The following is a 17,188-nucleotide window of genomic DNA, read 5'->3' as shown; positions in this document are numbered from 1 at the left end:
CGGGGCGGCGTCAGGGCGTCGGAGGCACGACCTTGTAGCCCCGCTGGAGCAGCGGGGAGAGCCGGTCCGTGAGGTCCCACGACTCCACGAAGCGGCCGTCGCGCAGCCGGTACAGCGAATCGCCCTGGAGCGTCACCGCGCGCGGCCTGCCGTCGTCGTCCATGGGGCCCTGGGCGTCGGTGCCCACCGCGCGCCAGCGCACCAGCACCCAGTCGTCCTCCGCGAGGACGTGGAGCAGCTCGAACCGCAGGTCCGGGAAGAGCGCGAAGCCGGCCTGGGCCTGGGTGCGCACCACCTCCGGGCCCCGGAGCCGCGCCGGTGCATCCTCCGAGCGGTCCACGTAGTCGGCCGCGACGTACTCGGCGATGCGGTCCAGGCGCTTCTGGTTGTAGACCTCCTCGGTGAACAGGCGCGCGCGCTCCTTGTTGTCCGCGCTCACCCGTTGGGCCCGCTCCGCCGGGGATACCGCCGCGCAACCGGTCATCCCCACGAGCCCCAACACTCCCCACCACGCACGTGTCCTCATGTCGCGCGCGAGCCCGCCGAGCCGCCGTCAGCCGCCACGTCATCGAAGCGTTCACCGCCGGGCGCCAGCCGCCCCAATCCGATGGGCGCCGAAAGGCACGAGTCGGGGATCCCGAATGCGTCCACCAGCCCCACCGCGTCCGGCCGCAGCTCCGCGCACAGCTTCACGCGCTCCTTGCGGATGGCCTTCGCCTTGGGCGCCTCCAGCCAGCCGTGCTCCAGGAACCAGCCGCTGGCGGACTCCAGGCAGGAGAGGCCGAACAGGTCCGCCAGCCGTCCCAGCACCGGCTTGAGCGCTTCATCCTTCACCGCCGCCACGCCCAGCAGGAACTGCTCCAGCACGATGCGCTCCACGCTCGCGTGGGCCAGGGCCAGCAGGTGGGTTTGCACCTGGTTGAAGGCCTCGAACGCCTCCACGCCCGCGGTGAGCCGCTTGCGGATGCGCTTGGACACCGAGGAGAGGATCTCCTCCTCGCGGAACCGCAGCGCGCGCAGGTGGAAGTCGCTGTCGCGCAGGTGGTCGCTGTCGGTGCGCCGGCCCGCGATGGGGTTCCTGTCCGTCACCACCGTGGCCGCGCGGTCGACGATGAGCTTGAGCACCGCGAAGACGCGGTCGTCCTCGAAGCGCTGGCGGTAGCCGGTGAGCAGGCCCTTGGCGACCAGTTGCATGAGGACGGTGTTGTCACCCTCGAAGGTGGTGAACACGTCGGTGTCGGCCTTGAGGGACGGCAGCCGGTTCGCGGTGAGGTAGCCCTGGCCGCCGCACGCCTCGCGAGACTCCTGCACGGTGGCGGTGGCGTTCCACGACGCGTAGGCCTTGAGGCCCGCCGCCAGCGCCTCCACTTCACGCGCGTCGTCCTCCGTGCGGTGGACGTAGCGGTCCACCAGGTACTCCAGCGCGAAATCCAGCGCGTACGCCTTGGCGACGAGCGGCAGCAGGCGCAGTTGGTGCGACTGGTGGTCCAGGAGGCGCACCTCGCGCGAACCGGTGGGGCCGAACTGGCGGCGCAGGTCGCCGTAGCGCACGGCGATGGTCAGCGCGCTCTTGGCCGCGCTCAAGGAAGCGCACGCCACGCTCACGCGGCCCGCCACCAGCGCTCCCAGCATGGTGAAGAATCGCTTGGAGTCGCCGGTGATGGCGCTGGTGTACTCGCCGGCCTCCGTCACCTGCCCGTAGCGGTCCAACAGGTTCTCGCGCGGCACGCGGACGTTGGTGAACCACAGCCGGCCGTTGTCCACGCCGTTGAGGCCCATCTTCTCGCCGCAATCCTCGATGCGGATGCCCTTGAGCACCTTGCCGTGCATGTCGCGCAGCGGCACCAGCAGCGCGTGCACGCCCAGCCGCTCACCGTCCACTTCCAGTTGGGCGAACACGGTGGCCATGCGCGCGTGCCGGGCGGCGTTGCCAATCCACTCCTTGCGCGCGGTCTCCGACGGCGTGTCGATGACGAACTCGCGCGTGTCCGCGTCGTAGCGGGCCACCGTCTCGCAGTCGCGCACGTTGGAACCGTGGCCCAGTTCGCTCATCGCGAAGCAGCCGGGCAGCTCCAGGGACGCGACCTGCGGCAGGTACTGCTGGTGGTGCCGCTTCGTGCCCAGGAACAGGATGCTGGAGCCGAACAGGCCGAAGTGGACGCCCGCCTTGATGACGAGGCTCAAATCGAAGAAGGCCATCGTCTCGAAGGCGGCGATGAACGCGCCCAGGTCCGCGCCGCCCTCGCGCCCCTTGGGGAAGGCGAGCTGGCCCAGCCCGTCGTTGGCCAGGTGCTTGAGCCAGTCGAATACCTGGTCGCGGTACGCGTCGGTGTCCAGCCCTTCCTTGTAACGGAAGTCCGCGTCCTCCAGCCAACCGCGCACCTGCTTGCGCACGCCGCGGTAGGTGCGCTCCAGCACGTCGGTCATCGCGGCAGGGTCGAAGGACGCCGTGTGCGAGCGCGCCTCGGCGTGGGGGGCGCGCGACGCGTGGGGCATCAGGGAGCGCACCGCCTCCTTGCCGTCCACACCCAGCGTGGCCTCCAGCGCGTGCAGGGCCTGGGCGAGCTCCGCCACGGGCACCTCCAGCGGCGCCTCACCGGCGAGCACCTGGGCCAACTGCACGCCCAGCTCCGCGAGGTTCTGCTGGTTGCTGGTGGCCAGCCGTTCGGCGGTGGCGCGGATGTGGTCGCGCACCAGGGACAGCTCGCGAGGGGAGGGCGGACGCAGCGGATCCACCCAGAGGGCCAGGACGCTGCTGGCCTTGAGGTTCAGCCAGGGCTGGGCGCGGGCGGCGGTGCCCAGGGCGCGCAGCTCCTCGGACGTCAGCTCGCCGTCCGTCCAGGCGACGTAGAGCATGGGGATGAGCGGGGCCAATCCGGACTGCGACAGCAGCTCCCGGGCGGAGGGACGCGAAGTGGCATCGAGCATGAAATCTCTCCAGGCGAGGGAACGGGCGCAGTCTCGCCATGGTGGAAGGTGGCGGCAACGACGGAATGGAGTCCTGTTCACCTTGCGGCCAAGGAAACAGGCGATGGACTGCCCCGGGGGCTTGTCCGTTCCTACGTTGCAGCCCATGAGCGAGCTCCAGGACGTGGAACTGCTGCCCCAGCCGGGGGCCCATGGGTTCGATGGGGACAGTACGAACCGGAAGCACGAGATGCAGGGACCGTTCGAACTACCGCCCGGTCCGGAGGGCTTCTCCTTCGCGCTCTACCAGTCCACGGGCGTGGCTCTGTCGCCCGGGCACCGGATGCACCTGTTGGAGAACAGCCAGGTCTTCGACCGGATGTTGGAGGACATCCGCGCGGCGAAGCACAGCGTCCACATGCTCGTCTACATCTGGCGACCGTGTGAGCTGTCGGACCGCTTCGTGGAGGCGCTCATCGAGCGTTCCCGCGCGGGCGTGCAGTGCCGCGTCGTCGTGGATCCGGTGGGCAGCGAGGAGACCACCGGGGACAAGGACTTCGACCAGAAGGTGGAGAAGCGGCTCACCGACGCGGGCGTGGAGGTGCACTACTACCGGCTGCTCGCGGGCAAGGTGCTGGGCCGGCTCCTGGGGCGTTCGCACCAGAAGATCGTCGTGGTGGACGGCCGCATCGCGTACACGGGCGGCTTCGGCATCTGGAAGGTGTGGGAGGGCGACGGGCTGAAGGAGGACAACTGGCGCGACACGCACATCCGCGTGGAGGGCCCGGAGGTCCGGCGCTTCCAGGTCACCTTCGCGAAGCACTGGCAGGAGTCGGGCGGCGGGTTGTTGCCGCGCGAGGCGTTCCCGGAGCTGGAGGCGGACGGTGGGGGGTGTGCGGCGTTCATCGACAGCTCTGGCCGGTTGGGCATCACGGAGGCGGAGCGGATGGTGCGGCTGGTGGTGGCCGCGGCGACGAAGCGGTTGTGGATCGCCAATGCGTACTTCACGCCGCCCAACGACATCCTGGAGCAGTTGGAGGTGAAGGTCCGGCAGGGCGTGGACGTGCGCGTGCTGGGGCCGGGGCCGCACCACGACGTGCCGGTGGTGCGCGCGTCGCAGCGCTCCACCTATGAGCGGCTGTTGGCGGCGGGCGTGCGCATCTGGGAGTACCAGCCGGCGATGTTGCATTCGAAGACGATGCTCGTGGATGACTGGCTGTGCGTGGTGGGCTCCACGAACCTGGATGCGCTGTCGCTCAACAAGTTGAGCGAGGGGTCGCTGGTGTTCGAGGACAAGGAGATCGCCGCGAAGATGGAGGGGTGCTGGGAGAAGGACATCCGGCACTCGAAGGAGATCACCCTGGAGAACGGCGGCCGGACGAACCCGTGGCGGAGGTTCGCGCGGCGGGCCACGCAGTTCGCGGGGCATGACCGGTAGGCGCTGTCTGTCTATCGGTGGGAGGTGACACCCTCCTGTCGGCAATAGGGGAGCACGGGACACGTGGAGCACTTCGGGCGGGAGCCGGTGCACACGTGTTTGCCAAAGGGGACGAGGAGCCGGTTGAGCTCCACCCAGTAGGGGCGGGGGAGCACGGCTTCGAGCGCGGCGAGCGTGCGCTCCGGCGTAGAGGCCTTCACGTAGCCCCAGCGGTTGGTGACGCGGTGGACGTGGATGTCCACGCTGATGACCTCGTGGCCGCATGCGATGCCCAGGGCCAGGTGCGCGCACTTGGGACCCACGCCCTTGAAGGACTGGAGCACGGCGGAGTCGGCGGGGAGCTGGCCGTGGAACTCGTCGCGGGTGCGCACGGCGATGGCGTGGACTTGATACGCCTTGGCTTCGTGGAAGGTGACGGGCTGGATGAGCGCGTCGATGTCTTGGGGCTTGAGGCGGGCCAGGGCGTCCGGGGTGGGCGCGCGGCTCAGGAGGCGCAGGGACGCGGGCAGGCTGACTTCATCGAGTGTGCGGATGGAGAGGATGCACGCGATGAGCTGCTCGAAGAGGGAGCTGTGGCCCTTGGCGGCGAGTTCGAACATCGCGGCGTCGGCGAAGGAGCGCACCTCGTGGCGGATGCGGTGCAGGACCTCCTCGATGTTGAACGGGAGTTTGTCTGTCCGGACCGTGGCCGCGTGCGCGGTGCGTGCACTCTGGGCACGGGGTGCGCGGCGTGGGGCTGTCGTGGGTTTGTCCGCCATGCGGGGCCTCCTGACCTGACAAGTTGGGTCTGGAGTACCAAACTCGCCGCGTTGCACTCGCTGCTTCCTTCATGGGAGAGAGAGCAGGCAGCTTCACTTCTTGGTGCGTGCTACCCCCGATGATGCTGATTCATCGTCCCTGCGAGAGAGGTGCTGTTTGCTGAAGCCCCATCACGTCCTTGTCCTGGTGTCGCTCGCGGCGGACGGCGGAGGCACCTCCATGCGTCCCGATGCCGGGGTCGCGGTGAAGGAGGATGCTGGGAGCGCCGCGACACCCACGGGGTCGGCGGACGCGGGCATCCGGTGGCCCACCGACCTGCAACCGCTCGCGACCCTGGAGGGCCCAGCGGTCCTTGCGGCCCATGCCGTGCTTCAACGCGTGCTGGCCAGCTTCCCCAAACAGGATGCGGGCGCGTGCGAGTCGTCTGCTCGCTCGCTGGATGTGGTGGTGGGGCAGGAGGGCGGGGTCTATTTCGTTCGCGTTGACCGACGCATCGACCGATGTGGCTGGCCCGTGGGCAGCAGCCTGGAGTTCGACTGGTTCGAACTGTACGCGGTGTCCCCCGAGGGCAAGATCCTCGCGCGCCGTGCCTTCATGCCGTAGCGCTCAGGCACCCTTGGTGAGGTCCAGCGCGTACCAGCAGTCGCAGCCGAAGTGCCCGGTGCGGCCCATGGGGGCACAGAGGGTTTCAAAGCCGAGCCGCTGATAGAGCTTCTGTGCCTGCGCCATGCCGGCCAGCGTTTCCAGGTAGCATTGGCGATAGTCGGCACCGCGCGCGAACTCCAGACAGTGTCTCAACAAGCGCTCGCCCACGCCGTGGCCCCGGGCCTGCGGCAGGAAGTACATCTTGCGCAGCTCGCAGACGTCCGGCGCGCCTCCGTCCAGCGGCGCGATGCCTCCGCCTCCCACCACCCGACCCTCATGTTCGACGACGAAATAGGCGTGCCGGGGCCGGGTATAGGCCTCGCTCATCGCGTCCACTTCGGGGTCGTGGATGGCGAAGCCCGGGCCGTCCGCTCCGAACTCCGGCATCACCGCTCGGATGACCGCCGCCACCGCCGCGTCATCCCGGGCCTCGATGGGCCGCAACGTCAGGTCCGTGCTCATGACCTCCACGGTCCCATGAGTCGTTCCCGGCGGCCAGCGTCGGGTGTGCACGTGTGCAGCGATCTGCACAGGTGCCACCCGCCCACCGCACCCCGGTGGATTTCAATCCCGCGCCCTTCCAGGGCATTCTGCGTGGCACGTCCGTTGTAGAGGGGGAAGTTCCATGTACTGCCCTGCCTGCCGACAAGAACGCCTGGGAAGTGCCCGCCAGTGCGTTCTGTGCGGCACCCATCTGTCCGCCCGAGCCCGGTCCGCCATCGAGGCCGAACTCGCGCACGTCCACTTCCTCCTGGACGAGGTGCCGCGCTGGGATGCCTCCGACGTGCCGCCCCACGTGCGCCGCCTGCTCACCGAGCGCTACGAGCGACAGGCCCGCGTCCTCCTCTCCGTCCTCACCGAGACCCCCGCCGAGTCGCTGACGCCCACGCCGGACGCGGTCCAGGACGAGGCCGTCACCCCGAGGATGGGGGAGGGGGCCTTCGCTGTCGGTCCCGTGTCGTTCGTTGCGTCCAGGGGCCCGGAGGCTGATGCCGCTACGGCGTTCGCTGCTTCCGATGCCTCGGTCGTGCACGTCGCCGGAGAGGACGCCTCCGCCGTTGCTTCCGAGGCGTACGTCGCGCACGGCATGGCCGTGGAGGCCAACGTCGTGGAGGTCGCCTCCGCCGCTCACGCCTTCCCCTCCGACGCCCACGCCTTCCCCTCCGACGCCCACGCCTCTGTCGATGCATCGGGTGTCGCCGCTCACGCCCTCACCGACGCAACCGCTGCTCACGCCCTTGCCGACGCAGCCGCCTCTGCTTCTTCCGACGCGTCCGCCTCCGTCGCTCACACGCTCACGGACGCCTCCGACGCTGCGACCTCCGCCGCTCACGCCCTCCCGAACACGGAGGCAACGCCCGACGCCGCGGGTGCCTCCGCCGTCCACTTCTCCCAGCTCGATGTCTCCGCGTCCCTGGGCATCGCCACCCCGGTTTCCGGCCTCCCGCACGTCGCGAAGCCCGGTCCGAACGTCGCCCACCCGCCCGTGGGGGCCAGCGCCCGGCCGATGAGCGCGGCCCGCCCGCTGCCTCCGAACCCGGGCGAGCCGTTCATGGATCCGCCCGCGCCGAGCAGCCGCACCGCGCGCATCGTCGAGGAGACGTCGGCGTGGAGCCGCGTGTGGCGGCCGTTCCTCTACGAGAGCATCGCGTGGTTCATCGGCGCGTTCCTCATCCTCTCCGGCACGCTCTACTTCGTCTTCGAGTCTTGGGCCGGGATGACGTCCGTCACCCGCTCGCTCACCGTCTTCGTGATGACCGTGGGCTACTCCGTCGGCTTCTCCGTGTGGGGCGGCTACCTCTCGCGCCGCGAATCGCTGCGCAAGCCGGGCCACATCCTCGGCCTCATCGGTTCCGCCGTGGCTCCGCTGGGCGGCGTCGCGCTGGGGCCCATGGGGTTCGGCGAATCCCTCCAACTCGACGGCGTGCACCCCGCGCTGCTCGTGCCGCTGCTCTTTGTCTGGGCCGGCGTCGCCGCCTTCCTCGCCCGCAAACCCGCCGAGGCCTTCGACGCCCCTTCGCGCCCGTTCATCCAGGTGGGCCTCGTCGGCGCCACGCTCATCATGGGCCTTGCGCCCCTGGCCGCGCGCATCGGGGCTCCGGCGGTGTGGCTCAACGCGCTGCCCTGCCTCCTCTTCTTCCTGCTGTCGCGCAAGGCCGTCACCCCGCAGCGCAGCGGGGATGCGCTTGCGTTCGCGCTCACCGCGCCCCTGTACCTCACGGCGCTGTTCGCCATCCGGTTGCATCTGTCCCTGGCCTCCGCGGGCGCGCCCGTTCCCGCCGGCACCTACGCTCCCTTCGTCGCCTTTCTGCTCGCCACCTGCCTGCGCTTCCGCACGCTCGAAGCCGAGCGGTCCGCCGACTCGCTGTCGGTCGGCACCGTGGGGCTCCAGGTGGCTTGCCTCGCGGCGGCCATCAAGGGCACGCAGCCGGCCCTCTTCCTCACCGCCGCCATCTTCACCGGCACGCTGGTGTCCCTGTCCAAGGGCACGCTGGCCCGGCTGAAGTGGCTCTACCCGGCGTACTTCGGCGCCTACCTCTCCTATGCGTCCAGCGTGCAACTGGTCCCGAACGCGGCCAGGCTCCTGCTCAACGCCCTCAAGGCGCGCCTGGGCTACCCGCCCGCGGAGGTGCTGCCCTTCCAGTACGGCGCGCTGACCGCGATTCCCTTCGTGCTCGCGGGGCTGGTGCTCGCGTTCCTCGTCCAGCGTCGCGGCGAGCGCACCGGTGACACGCGCGACCTGGGCCTTTCGGACGTGCTGCTGCGCGCCACCACCTGGGCCGCGCCCGCGTTCGCGCTCTACGGACACCTGGGCACCGACGCGCGCCCGGCCTTCTTCGCCACGCTCGCCCTGGGCGCGCTGTCGCTGGGCGCGGGCCTGCTGTTCAAGCGCTTCCCGCTGTCCGCCGTGGGCTCGGTGCTCTTCGCGCTCTTGCCGTTCTCCGGCGTCATCGCCTTTGGGGCAGGGCCCGCGACCCTCGTGGCCGGCGCGCTGGCGCTGGGGCTCGCGCTGCTCGTGTGGCGCCTGGAGGATGCGCGCACGCAGCGCTTCCTGGGCACGGTGGTCGGTGTCCTCGCGACGTGCGGCTTCGCCATCGGGGTGGTGTCGTCTCCCATCACCGCTCCCGTCGTGGGCATGGCGCTGGGCAGCGCGGGCGTGCTGCTGGCCGCGTTCCGGCTGCGCCACGAAGGCTACCTGGCCTTCGGTGCCTTCCTCGCGGTAGCCATCCTGCCGAAGCTCGGCTCCGTCCATTCCACGCAGGCGGCGCTCGCGGCGATGGTGGGCGGTGCGCTGGTGCTCGCGCTGCTGGGTGAGCGTGGCGGCCTGCTCAAGCGCCTGGGCGTGCCGGCCCTCCTGTATGCCGGGAGCGCCGTGCTGTGGGGGCTCATGAGCCAGCAGCCCTTCCTGGGGCCCGTGCTCCTCACCGCCGCCGCGACGATGGCGGTGGCTTCGCGCAGCTTCCCGGACGCGCGGCCGTTCGCGGTCGTGCTCGTGGGCATCTCGCTCCTGCCGGACCTGTCCTTCTATTCGGCGTGGGGCCTGCCTCCGGCCGTGTCGCTGGTCCTGCTCATCGCGGCGTCGTTCCTGGGCTCCGTGGTGGCCGCGCACAAGGGCCGCAGCGCGAGCACCGTCACCGCGGGCATCCTCGCGCTCCTCCTGCCGCTGGTGCCGGCGGAGATGGCGGGTCCGGGCCATCAGACCCTGTTCCTGCTGGGCGCGGCGCTGGCGGCGCTCCTCACCACGCGCGCGCTGCCCCCCACGCTGGGCCTGCTGATGGCCACCATCGAGGCGGGCGTCGCGCTGTACACGGCCGGTCCGCTGGCGCTGCTGGGGCTGGCCACGTTCCTCAGTGTCCTGGCCCTGCTGGACGACGTGCCCGCCGTGCGGCGCATCGCCACGGGCGGCGAGTCCTTCTCCCTCGTCTCCACGCTGGCCGCGATGGTGGTGCTGGGCGCCTCCACGGTGTGCTGGAACGGCCATGCGCTGGCCCGGCTTCCCCACGCCACGCTCCTCGCGCTCATGGGGCCGGCGCTGCTTCCCCTCTTGTGGACGCGCACGCTGCGCCAGCCCTTCGCCGCGGCGCTCATGGTGCCCTACGGGATGCTGTCCATCGCGGCCGTGATGCATCCCCCCGCGTGGGTCGCGCTGCTGCCTCTCTATCCGCTGCTGCTGGTGCGCGCCGTGGAGCACGTGCCGTCCGCGGCCTCGTGGCTGCTGCGTTCGCGGGAAGAGGCTCCGCGTCAGGCGATGTCGAAGTGGATGCAGCTGGCGGTTTCGGGCCTGGGCGCGCTGTCGCTGCTGGTGTCGGACGTGGGGCAGCGCACGGCGCTCGTCTCCGCGCTCGCGCTGGTGCTGCTGCCGGGTCCCCGGCCTTCCATCCGCGTGGGCGTCGCCTCCGTGCTGCTGATGTTCATCCCTGAGGCGCGGCCCTTCGCCACCGTCCTCCTGCTGGCCCTGGCCCTGGCGTCGCATCACGTGCCGGACGCGCTGGCGGCCTTCTTCCGGGGCCCGCGCGATGAATCGCTGCGGCCCACGGCCGTGAGCGGTGCCCTGTGCGTGATGCTGATCTCCGTCCTCACCGGGCCGACGCCCGGCGCGCTGGCGGCGTCCGGCGGGGTGCTGCTGGCGGCGGCCTTCCTGTTGTCCCAGCGGTGGTTGCTCACCGCGGCGGTGGGCGCGTTCGCGCTCGCGCCGCTCGGTCAGACGTCTCAGTTCGCGGTGGGCGAGTGGCGTCCGGAGGCGGGCCTGCTCGTGGTGGGCGTGGCGCTGGTCGCCAGCGTGCTGTCCGCCCTGTGCCAGTCCGGCGCCGTGCAGCGCGCGCTGACGAACGCCGCGGCGCGCCTGACGCCGGGCATCGAGGGCACGTGGAGCGAGCCCCTGTGGGTGGGCGGCGCTGGCGTCGCGGCCCTGCTGGTGGGCTTGCGGCTGGCGGACGCGGGTCCGGGGGCGTTGCCCCTGCCGGTGGCGCTGGTGGCGGGGCTTACGTCGCTGGTGCTGATGGTGACGCGCGAGCGCCTGATGATGAACGGGGCCACGGCGCTGCTGGGCGCGGTGCTGCTCGCCGCGGTGCCGCCGCTGTGGACGCCCGCGGTGCTGGCCGGCGTGGGGCTGGTGCTGGCGCTGGTGGGCTTCGGGCTGGAGGTACGCGGCGTGGCGGTGGGCTCGGCGCTGCATCACGGCGGCGCGGTGCTGGCGCTCCTGTCGCTGGGCAGCCTGCGGAGCGCGGAGAGCGTGGAGCACGTGAGCATGCCGCTGAGCGTGCTCTTCGGGCTGGCCACCGCGTGGACGGTGGTGGCGCGCCGCCGTGAGCGCGAGTGGCTGGGCTGGTCCGCGTCCCTCTTCGCCGTGCACGCCTTCATCGTGCACTTCGGCGCGGTGTACTCCACCGGCCGGGGTGCGGAGTTCATCTTCCCGTACTTCGGCGCGGCGACCGCGCTGCTCGCCACGCTGGTGCTGTCGGTGGCGGGCCCGAAGGTGCGCGGTCGCATGGGTCGTGCCTTCGCGGGCCTCGCGCTCGTGGAGGTGCTGCTGGGCGTGCTGACGGTGCGCGGCCCGGACGGTGCGTCGCGCGAGGCGTGGGTGGCGTGCGGCGGGCTGGTCATCCTGCTCTTCGCCCTGGTGCGCCGCGCGGCGAAGGACGAGGACGAAGCCGCCGCGTGGATGGCGCAGGCGCTGGTGGCGACGGGCTACCTCTGCGTGCGGGTGCTGGGCCTGAACGCGAGCCTCGGCACGGCGGACAGCCTGGCGTCGCTCATCGGGGGCGCGGTCTTCATCGGCCTGTACCTGTTCGTGCGGCGCGAGGGCGCGGGCCTCAAGGCCTTCCGCCGTCCGGCCATCGCGGGCGCGTGGTGGTTCCCGCTGGCGGGTCTGCTGTCGCTGCCGTGGGGCCAGCCCTTCGTGGCGGTGGCGCTGCTCGTGGGCTACGCGGCGCACTTCGCGGCGCTCGCCTCGGCCTCGAAGGAAAAGGGGCCCGCGTCGGTGATGTCCGTCGCGGCCTTCAACCTGGCGCTGTTCTTCGTGTGGCTGGGCACCGGCACCGGCGAGCCGCAGTACTACGCCATCCCCGCGGGCCTGTCCGTGCTGGCGCTGTTGCGCACGTTCCGGAGCGGGCTGTCGCAGGATGCCTACGCGCAACTGCGCGCCATCGCGGTGACGTGCATCTACGTGGCGGGCGCCTGGAAGCCGCTCCTGTTCAACGACGGCGAGGCGATGCTCCTGTGCGTCTTCCTCTGCCTCGTGGGCGTGGGCGCGGGCGTCGCGCTGCGGATCCGCTCCTACGTGTACCTGGGCTCGGGGTTCCTGGTGACGGCGGTGGCCGCCAACCTGGTGCGCTTCGGCATGCGCGACCACCGCGTGGGCGCCGCGTTCCTGTCGCTGCTGGGCCTGCTGGTGGTGGGTTTCATGGTGGTGCTCAGCGCCCACCGCGCTGCCCTGCTCCAGAGGTACGCCCGGGTGCGAGAGCTGCTCGGGACCTGGGAGGGATGATCGCAGTTTGACGTACAACGATTCCGGGGTTGAATGCGGCCGCATTCACCCCCGGAGGACTTGTTGCTGCTGCGCCGTTCGTCGCTCGCCATCCTGATGTCGCTGGGCTGCCTGGTGGGTTGCGCGCACGTCCCGGACGTCGCGTCCCACAGCGTGTTGGAGCTGCATCCCGCCGAGTTCCCCAAGGCTCACGCCGCGCCGCCGAGGGTCGCCGCGGTGGGCGCCGAGGGCGCACTGGGGGTGAAGGCCGAGGCCCCTCCTCCGCTGGAGTTCGTGACGCCGGAGGGCCGTGGCGCGCTGGCGTCGCTGATGGCGGTGGACCCCGGGGAGTTGCCGGAGGAGGCAGGCGTCATCTCCGCGGCGCTGGAGGCCGCGGCGCTCTTCACGGGGCCCACGCGGGGCCCGGGCGGCTTCTGGGACGAACTGTTGCCGCCGCCGTCGAAGCAGGCGCGGGGCATCGTGGCGAGAGCGGCGCAGTTGGTGGGCGCGCGGCGGTTGGATCGCTCCGTGCCCAATGACTGTTCGGGGCTGGTGCGGCTGGCGTACCTGCAGGCGGGCATCGACCTGGTCGCGCACGGCTTCCTCGCGGGGGAGAACGCCGTCACGGGCATCTTCCGGCGCGCGCAGGCGGCGGGCGCGGTGCACCGGTTGAACCCGAGGCCGGGTGACCTGGCGTTCTTCAAGGAGACGTACGACCGCAACCGCGACGGCAAGCGCAACGACGGGATGACGCACATCGCGGTCGTCGAACGCGTGGACGTGGATGGCACCGTGACGTTCATCCACCGGGGCGGCAAGGGCGTGTCGCGCAGCCGCATGAACCTGGCGTTCCCGACGGTGCACCGGCAGACGAAGGGTGCGTTGCTCAACGATTTCATCCGACCCGCGAGCAAGGGGCTTCGTGCCTACCTCGCGGGGGAGTTGTTCGTCGCGTTCGCCTCGCCTGGAGGTTTGTAGTCTCACCGCAGTCGCAAGGGCATACGGCGGGCCTGTTTGAATCCGGGCGTGGGTGTGGCGTCATCTCGCGCATGAGATTGCCCCTGCTGCTGGGAACCTTGCTGCTCACGTCGGGATGTATCGTCGCGAGCTCCCGTCCTTCGCGTCCGCCGCCTCGGCCCGGCCCGCCGCCGCGCCCGGTGGCGATGAACTACGACGAGGCGGTGCGGCGGGGGTTCGAGCAGTGCCGCTCGCGCGGGTATCGGTGCGAGTTGCAGGAGGCTCACCTCACCGGGAACAACGTGTGGAAGGTGAAGCTGCGCGCGTACGCGCAGGGGGCGAAGGGGCACCTGCACCTGGACTACGACGCGTACACGCGCAACCTGCTCAAGGTGAACGAGAAGGTGAAGGGCAAGGGCGGCGGTCGCGACGACGACTGGGATGACGACGACGACCACGGGCATGGCCGGGGCAAGAAGAAGGGCCACGCGCACCGGGACGACTGAGGTTCCAGTGTTTCAGCGCGAGGCCGCGGGTGGGGCTTCGCGCAGCAGGGCTTCGGTGTGGTCGAGCAGCTCCGGCCCACCGGGGGCGTGGTGGCCGGGCACGATGACGCGCGCGTCGGGGTAGTGCGCGCGTGCTCGCTGGAGGCTCGAGGGCCAGGTGGTGGTGTCCGCGTCCTCCAGGTTGCCCAGGTCCTTGGCCGCCGCGTCCTTGATGAAGCAGCCTCCGTAGAGGATGCCCGAGGCCGGGTGGAACACGAGGAGGTTGTCGGGGGTGTGGCCGGCGCCGGGGAAGAACACCGACAGCGGCCCGAAGTCCTGCGCATCCGAGAGGCGTTGGTGGGGGACGGGGTTGCCCTGCGCGGTGGCACGGCGGGCGGTGTCCTCACGAGCGTGGACGGCGATGCCCTGGGCTTCCAGCGTGGGGATGCCTCCGGTCCGGTCGATGTGGAAGTGCGTCACCAGCGCGGCTCGCACGGGGTGGTGCAGTGAGTCCCGGGCCCAGGTGATCAGGGCTTCGGCGTGGCGCGGGTTCCAGCCTGTGTCGACGAGGATGGATGTGTCTCCGTCCTCCACGATGAGGCCATTGGCGGGCGTGCCGCCCCATTCCTTGCCGGCGTTCGTCACGTGCACCCACACGCCGGGCGCGATGCGACGGATGCGCACGTCCTCCGCGAGCACGACTTCGTCCTGGGGTGTGGAGGGCGCGGAGGGCGTGGTGGCGCAGGCGGTGAGGAGGAGGAGGAGGAGGGCGCAGGTTCGCAGTGAGGTCATGGGGTTCCAGGAGGAAGCGGGTGGCGTGACGCGCGGATGCAAGGCGTGTGCACGCGGATCAGCCGCGACGTGACCTGAAAACCTGGGTGAAGGCGAGGGCGCCGTGACACGAAGCGCGGCCCATGGGCCACGCTGCGGACTACGGCGCCGCCTGGGTCTTCTTCTTCAGCTCTTCGAGCGCCCTGGTGAACGCCTGCGGATTGCACGCACGCGTCCCGGCGGCAGGCTTCTCACGGGCGGCTTCCGCCACGCGCGTGAGCGTGGGCAGCGCGGCCGGATTGCCCAAGGCCGCCAGCCTGGTGGCCGCCTTCGTGCGCACGCCGCAATCCGTGGAGTCGAGCGACGACGTGTAGAGCCCCACGAGGTCCAGGCCCTCCGTGTCCTGCACCGACTCCAGATATCGCAACCCGCCCCACTGCTTCATCGACGGCTCGCCGCGCGCCAGGGCCTCGAAGTGCGAACGCACCGTGGCCTTCGGCAGGGTCTCCAGCACCCTGCGCACGGAGCGATCCTGCTCGCTGTTTCCAAAGTCCTCCGCCAGCCCGTCCAGCAGCCCCATCTCCAGGCCCGCCCGGCCTTCCTTGTCCAGGCCCAGCAACAGGGTGTGCTCCTTGTCGTGCGTCCCCTGCGCATGGTTCGCCACCGCGCGCAGCCGCGTCGTGGCCGCGCCCTTCGGCACGTCCGGGCCCTCCAGGACCTGGAGCGCATCCACCGGCTGGCCGTCCTTCAGCAACCCGCGCGCTCGCACCAGGGGATCATTCGCGTGCACCGACCACGCGACGCCTGCTCCCATCAGCACCAGGGCCACCACCGCCGCGCCCAGCACGCGCGGGCGCTGGCGCAGCATCACCACCCCGTCGCGCACCTTCGTGCCCAGGCCGCTCAGCACTTCCAGCGGTGAGCGCTTCGAGCCAGCGTCCTTGACGCCCAGCGCCTCTGCGAACGGTGAACCCTCCGCCGCGCGAGTGAGTCGGTAGAGCTGGATCTTCTCCTGTCGGCCGGGCAGGGGAATGGTGCCGCAGGGTTCGGCGGCCGCTTCGGCGCGGTTGCGCACCATGTTCACGGCTTCGGTGAAGGTCACCTCTCCGGCGGCGGCCACATGCTCCACCGCCTTCACGACCTCCATCGGCTCGCCGAGCACCGCGTCGTTCGTCACCAGCACTTCGCCCACGTGCAGGCACACACGCACGTGGAGCTGCTCTTCGGGTTGCACCGTCTGGTTGTGACGCCAGAGCGCCTGCTGCATCGCCATGCCGCAACGGATGGACGATGAGGGCGCCCGGAACACCGCCAGCAACGCGTCGCCGCGCTTCTGCACCAGCTTCCCGTCGTGCTCGCGCACGATGGGCAACAGCAGCCGATCATGCGTGTCCAGCATCCGCGCGTTCTCCTCGTGCGTCTGCCGGCTCATGCGTTCGGTGAAGCCCTGGATGTCGGTGAGCAGCACCGTCACGTTCTGGGCTTTCACCACCGCCGCGCCGCCCGTCGTCGCTCCCAGTCCGCCCGTCACCCGGGGCGCCGTCCCGAACGCCGCCGTTCCCGTGCGAGGCACCGCCGGGGGCGCCGTCACCGCCGGGGAAGCCGCCGCCTCCGTCACCCCGAACGCCGAAGTGCCCGCCCCGGCACCCGCCGGCTCCGCGCTCACGCCGAAGGCAGACGTGCCAGAGGGCTCGTTGCGCACCCCGGCCACGCCAAAGGCCGACGTGCCGTTGGCGGGCGTCATGCCCGCGTGGACGATGGGTGTGCCCTGGCTCGGCGTGAACGCGACCAACGCCGCATGGGCCACGCCCAGCGCGTCCGCCAGCTCGTTCGCCGTCTGGAGCCGCTTCGCCGGGTCCTTGTCCAACAGCCGCATCACCAGCGCCAACAACCCCACGTAGCGCGACAACTGCGGCGCCGCGCGGTCCAGGGGCAGCGGCGCGCCCGAGGCGTGCTGCGACAGGAAGTGGCGCGGCGACGGCCCGTCGAATGGCAGGCGCCCGGACAGCACGCGGTAGGCCAGCACCCCGAAGGAGTACAGGTCGCTGCGCGTGTCCACCTTCGCGCCCACGGCCTGCTCCGGCGACAGGTACTCCGGCGTGCCCAGCACCACGCCCACCTGGCTGAGCGCGCTGTTGGCATCCGGCTCCACCAGCCGCGCGATGCCGAAGTCCAGCAGGCGCGCCTGTTCGCCGCGCACGCTGGGGGAGATGAGAACGTTCTCCGGCTTCAGGTCGCGGTGGATGATCCCCTTGTCGTGGATCGCCGCGAGCCCTTCCGCCAACTGGTGGAGCAGCCCCAGCGCCCGGGGCGCCAGCAGCGGCCCCTGCTGGAGCGCGTCGTGCAGGCTCTGGCCCTCCACGAACTCCATCACCAGGCAGGCGGCGTCCCCGGACTGACCGAAGTCCACGATGCGCACCACGGAGGGGTGCTCCACGGCGGAGAGCAGGCGGGCTTCGCGCTTGAAGCGCTCGGCCATGCCGGGCTGGGCGTGCAGATCGTGATGCAGGACCTTGATGGCGACCTTGCGGCCCAGGGACACCTGCTCGCCCAGGTACACCTCACCCATGCCCCCGGAACCCAGGGGTCCGAGGACCCGGAAACGACCATCGAGGACCAGGGCGTCGGAGACCAGCACGGCGCGGCATCTTGCACGGCTTCCCCCTGGAGCGCATGACGTTCCTCGCCAGCAGAATCTCCAGGGGAAGCGCCTGGGTATCCGTTGCCCCTCCGCCTGCCGAACGAGCGGGGGTTTGTCCA

General features: G+C 71.0%; 11 protein-coding genes. 5 read left to right on the top strand and 6 right to left on the bottom strand.

Going from position 1 to position 17,188, the window contains the following annotated elements; all coding sequences use genetic code 11:
• Positions 1-10: 10 nt before the first annotated feature.
• Both OV208_RS00940 and OV208_RS00935 read right to left on the bottom strand, forming a co-directional pair.
• Complete coding sequence (locus OV208_RS00940; protein ID WP_267572787.1) at positions 11-484, bottom strand: ester cyclase; 474 nt, start codon at positions 482-484, stop codon at positions 11-13.
• Between the two features lie 38 nt (positions 485-522).
• Positions 523-2,928 carry an acyl-CoA dehydrogenase gene (locus OV208_RS00935; RefSeq protein WP_267571888.1) on the bottom strand — a complete coding sequence of 802 codons (2,406 nt, stop codon included), beginning with the start codon at positions 2,926-2,928 and terminating at the stop codon, positions 523-525.
• A gap of 145 nt (positions 2,929-3,073) precedes the next feature.
• Here OV208_RS00935 and OV208_RS00930 point away from each other — a divergent pair, with 145 nt between their 5' ends.
• Positions 3,074-4,345 (top strand): phospholipase D-like domain-containing protein, encoded by a 1,272-nt coding sequence (locus tag OV208_RS00930; RefSeq protein WP_267571887.1) that lies wholly within the window; start codon positions 3,074-3,076, stop codon positions 4,343-4,345.
• Between the two features lie 11 nt (positions 4,346-4,356).
• Here the strand turns inward: OV208_RS00930 and OV208_RS00925 are convergent, their stop codons facing one another.
• Positions 4,357-5,103: an endonuclease III domain-containing protein gene (locus OV208_RS00925; protein WP_267571886.1), complete on the bottom strand. Its 747-nt coding sequence runs from the start codon at positions 5,101-5,103 to the stop codon at positions 4,357-4,359.
• 157 nt (positions 5,104-5,260) lie between these two features.
• Here OV208_RS00925 and OV208_RS00920 point away from each other — a divergent pair, with 157 nt between their 5' ends.
• Positions 5,261-5,707 (top strand): hypothetical protein, encoded by a 447-nt coding sequence (locus OV208_RS00920; RefSeq protein ID WP_267571885.1) that lies wholly within the window; start codon positions 5,261-5,263, stop codon positions 5,705-5,707.
• 3 nt (positions 5,708-5,710) lie between these two features.
• Here OV208_RS00920 and OV208_RS00915 read toward each other — a convergent pair whose 3' ends face one another.
• Positions 5,711-6,211, bottom strand: a complete 501-nt coding sequence (locus OV208_RS00915) for a GNAT family N-acetyltransferase (protein ID WP_267571884.1) — start codon at positions 6,209-6,211, stop codon at positions 5,711-5,713.
• 163 nt (positions 6,212-6,374) lie between these two features.
• Between OV208_RS00915 and OV208_RS00910 the strand changes: the two genes are divergently transcribed.
• The 3 genes from OV208_RS00910 to OV208_RS00900 all read left to right on the top strand — a co-directional run bounded on the left by OV208_RS00910 (position 6,375) and on the right by OV208_RS00900 (position 13,678).
• Complete coding sequence (locus OV208_RS00910) at positions 6,375-12,236, top strand: hypothetical protein (protein ID WP_267571883.1); 5,862 nt, start codon at positions 6,375-6,377, stop codon at positions 12,234-12,236.
• Between the two features lie 33 nt (positions 12,237-12,269).
• Positions 12,270-13,193: a CHAP domain-containing protein gene (locus OV208_RS00905; protein WP_267571882.1), complete on the top strand. Its 924-nt coding sequence runs from the start codon at positions 12,270-12,272 to the stop codon at positions 13,191-13,193.
• A 185-nt stretch (positions 13,194-13,378) separates the two neighbouring features.
• Positions 13,379-13,678 (top strand): hypothetical protein, encoded by a 300-nt coding sequence (locus OV208_RS00900; protein ID WP_267571881.1) that lies wholly within the window; start codon positions 13,379-13,381, stop codon positions 13,676-13,678.
• 12 nt (positions 13,679-13,690) lie between these two features.
• Here OV208_RS00900 and bla read toward each other — a convergent pair whose 3' ends face one another.
• A complete protein-coding gene (gene bla / locus OV208_RS00895) occupies positions 13,691-14,449 on the bottom strand; it encodes a subclass B1 metallo-beta-lactamase (RefSeq protein ID WP_267571880.1) in 759 nt (252 codons plus the stop codon).
• Positions 14,450-14,588: 139 nt separating this feature from the next.
• Positions 14,589-17,066 carry a serine/threonine-protein kinase gene (locus OV208_RS00890; RefSeq protein ID WP_267571879.1) on the bottom strand — a complete coding sequence of 826 codons (2,478 nt, stop codon included), beginning with the start codon at positions 17,064-17,066 and terminating at the stop codon, positions 14,589-14,591.
• Between the last annotated feature and the right edge of the window lie 122 nt (positions 17,067-17,188).

The sequence above is a fragment of the Corallococcus sp. bb12-1 genome (assembly GCF_026626765.1).
Taxonomy (GTDB): domain Bacteria; phylum Myxococcota; class Myxococcia; order Myxococcales; family Myxococcaceae; genus Corallococcus; species Corallococcus terminator.
Note: the sequence above shows the minus strand (reverse complement) of the source record. Positions and strands in the feature narration are given on the sequence as shown.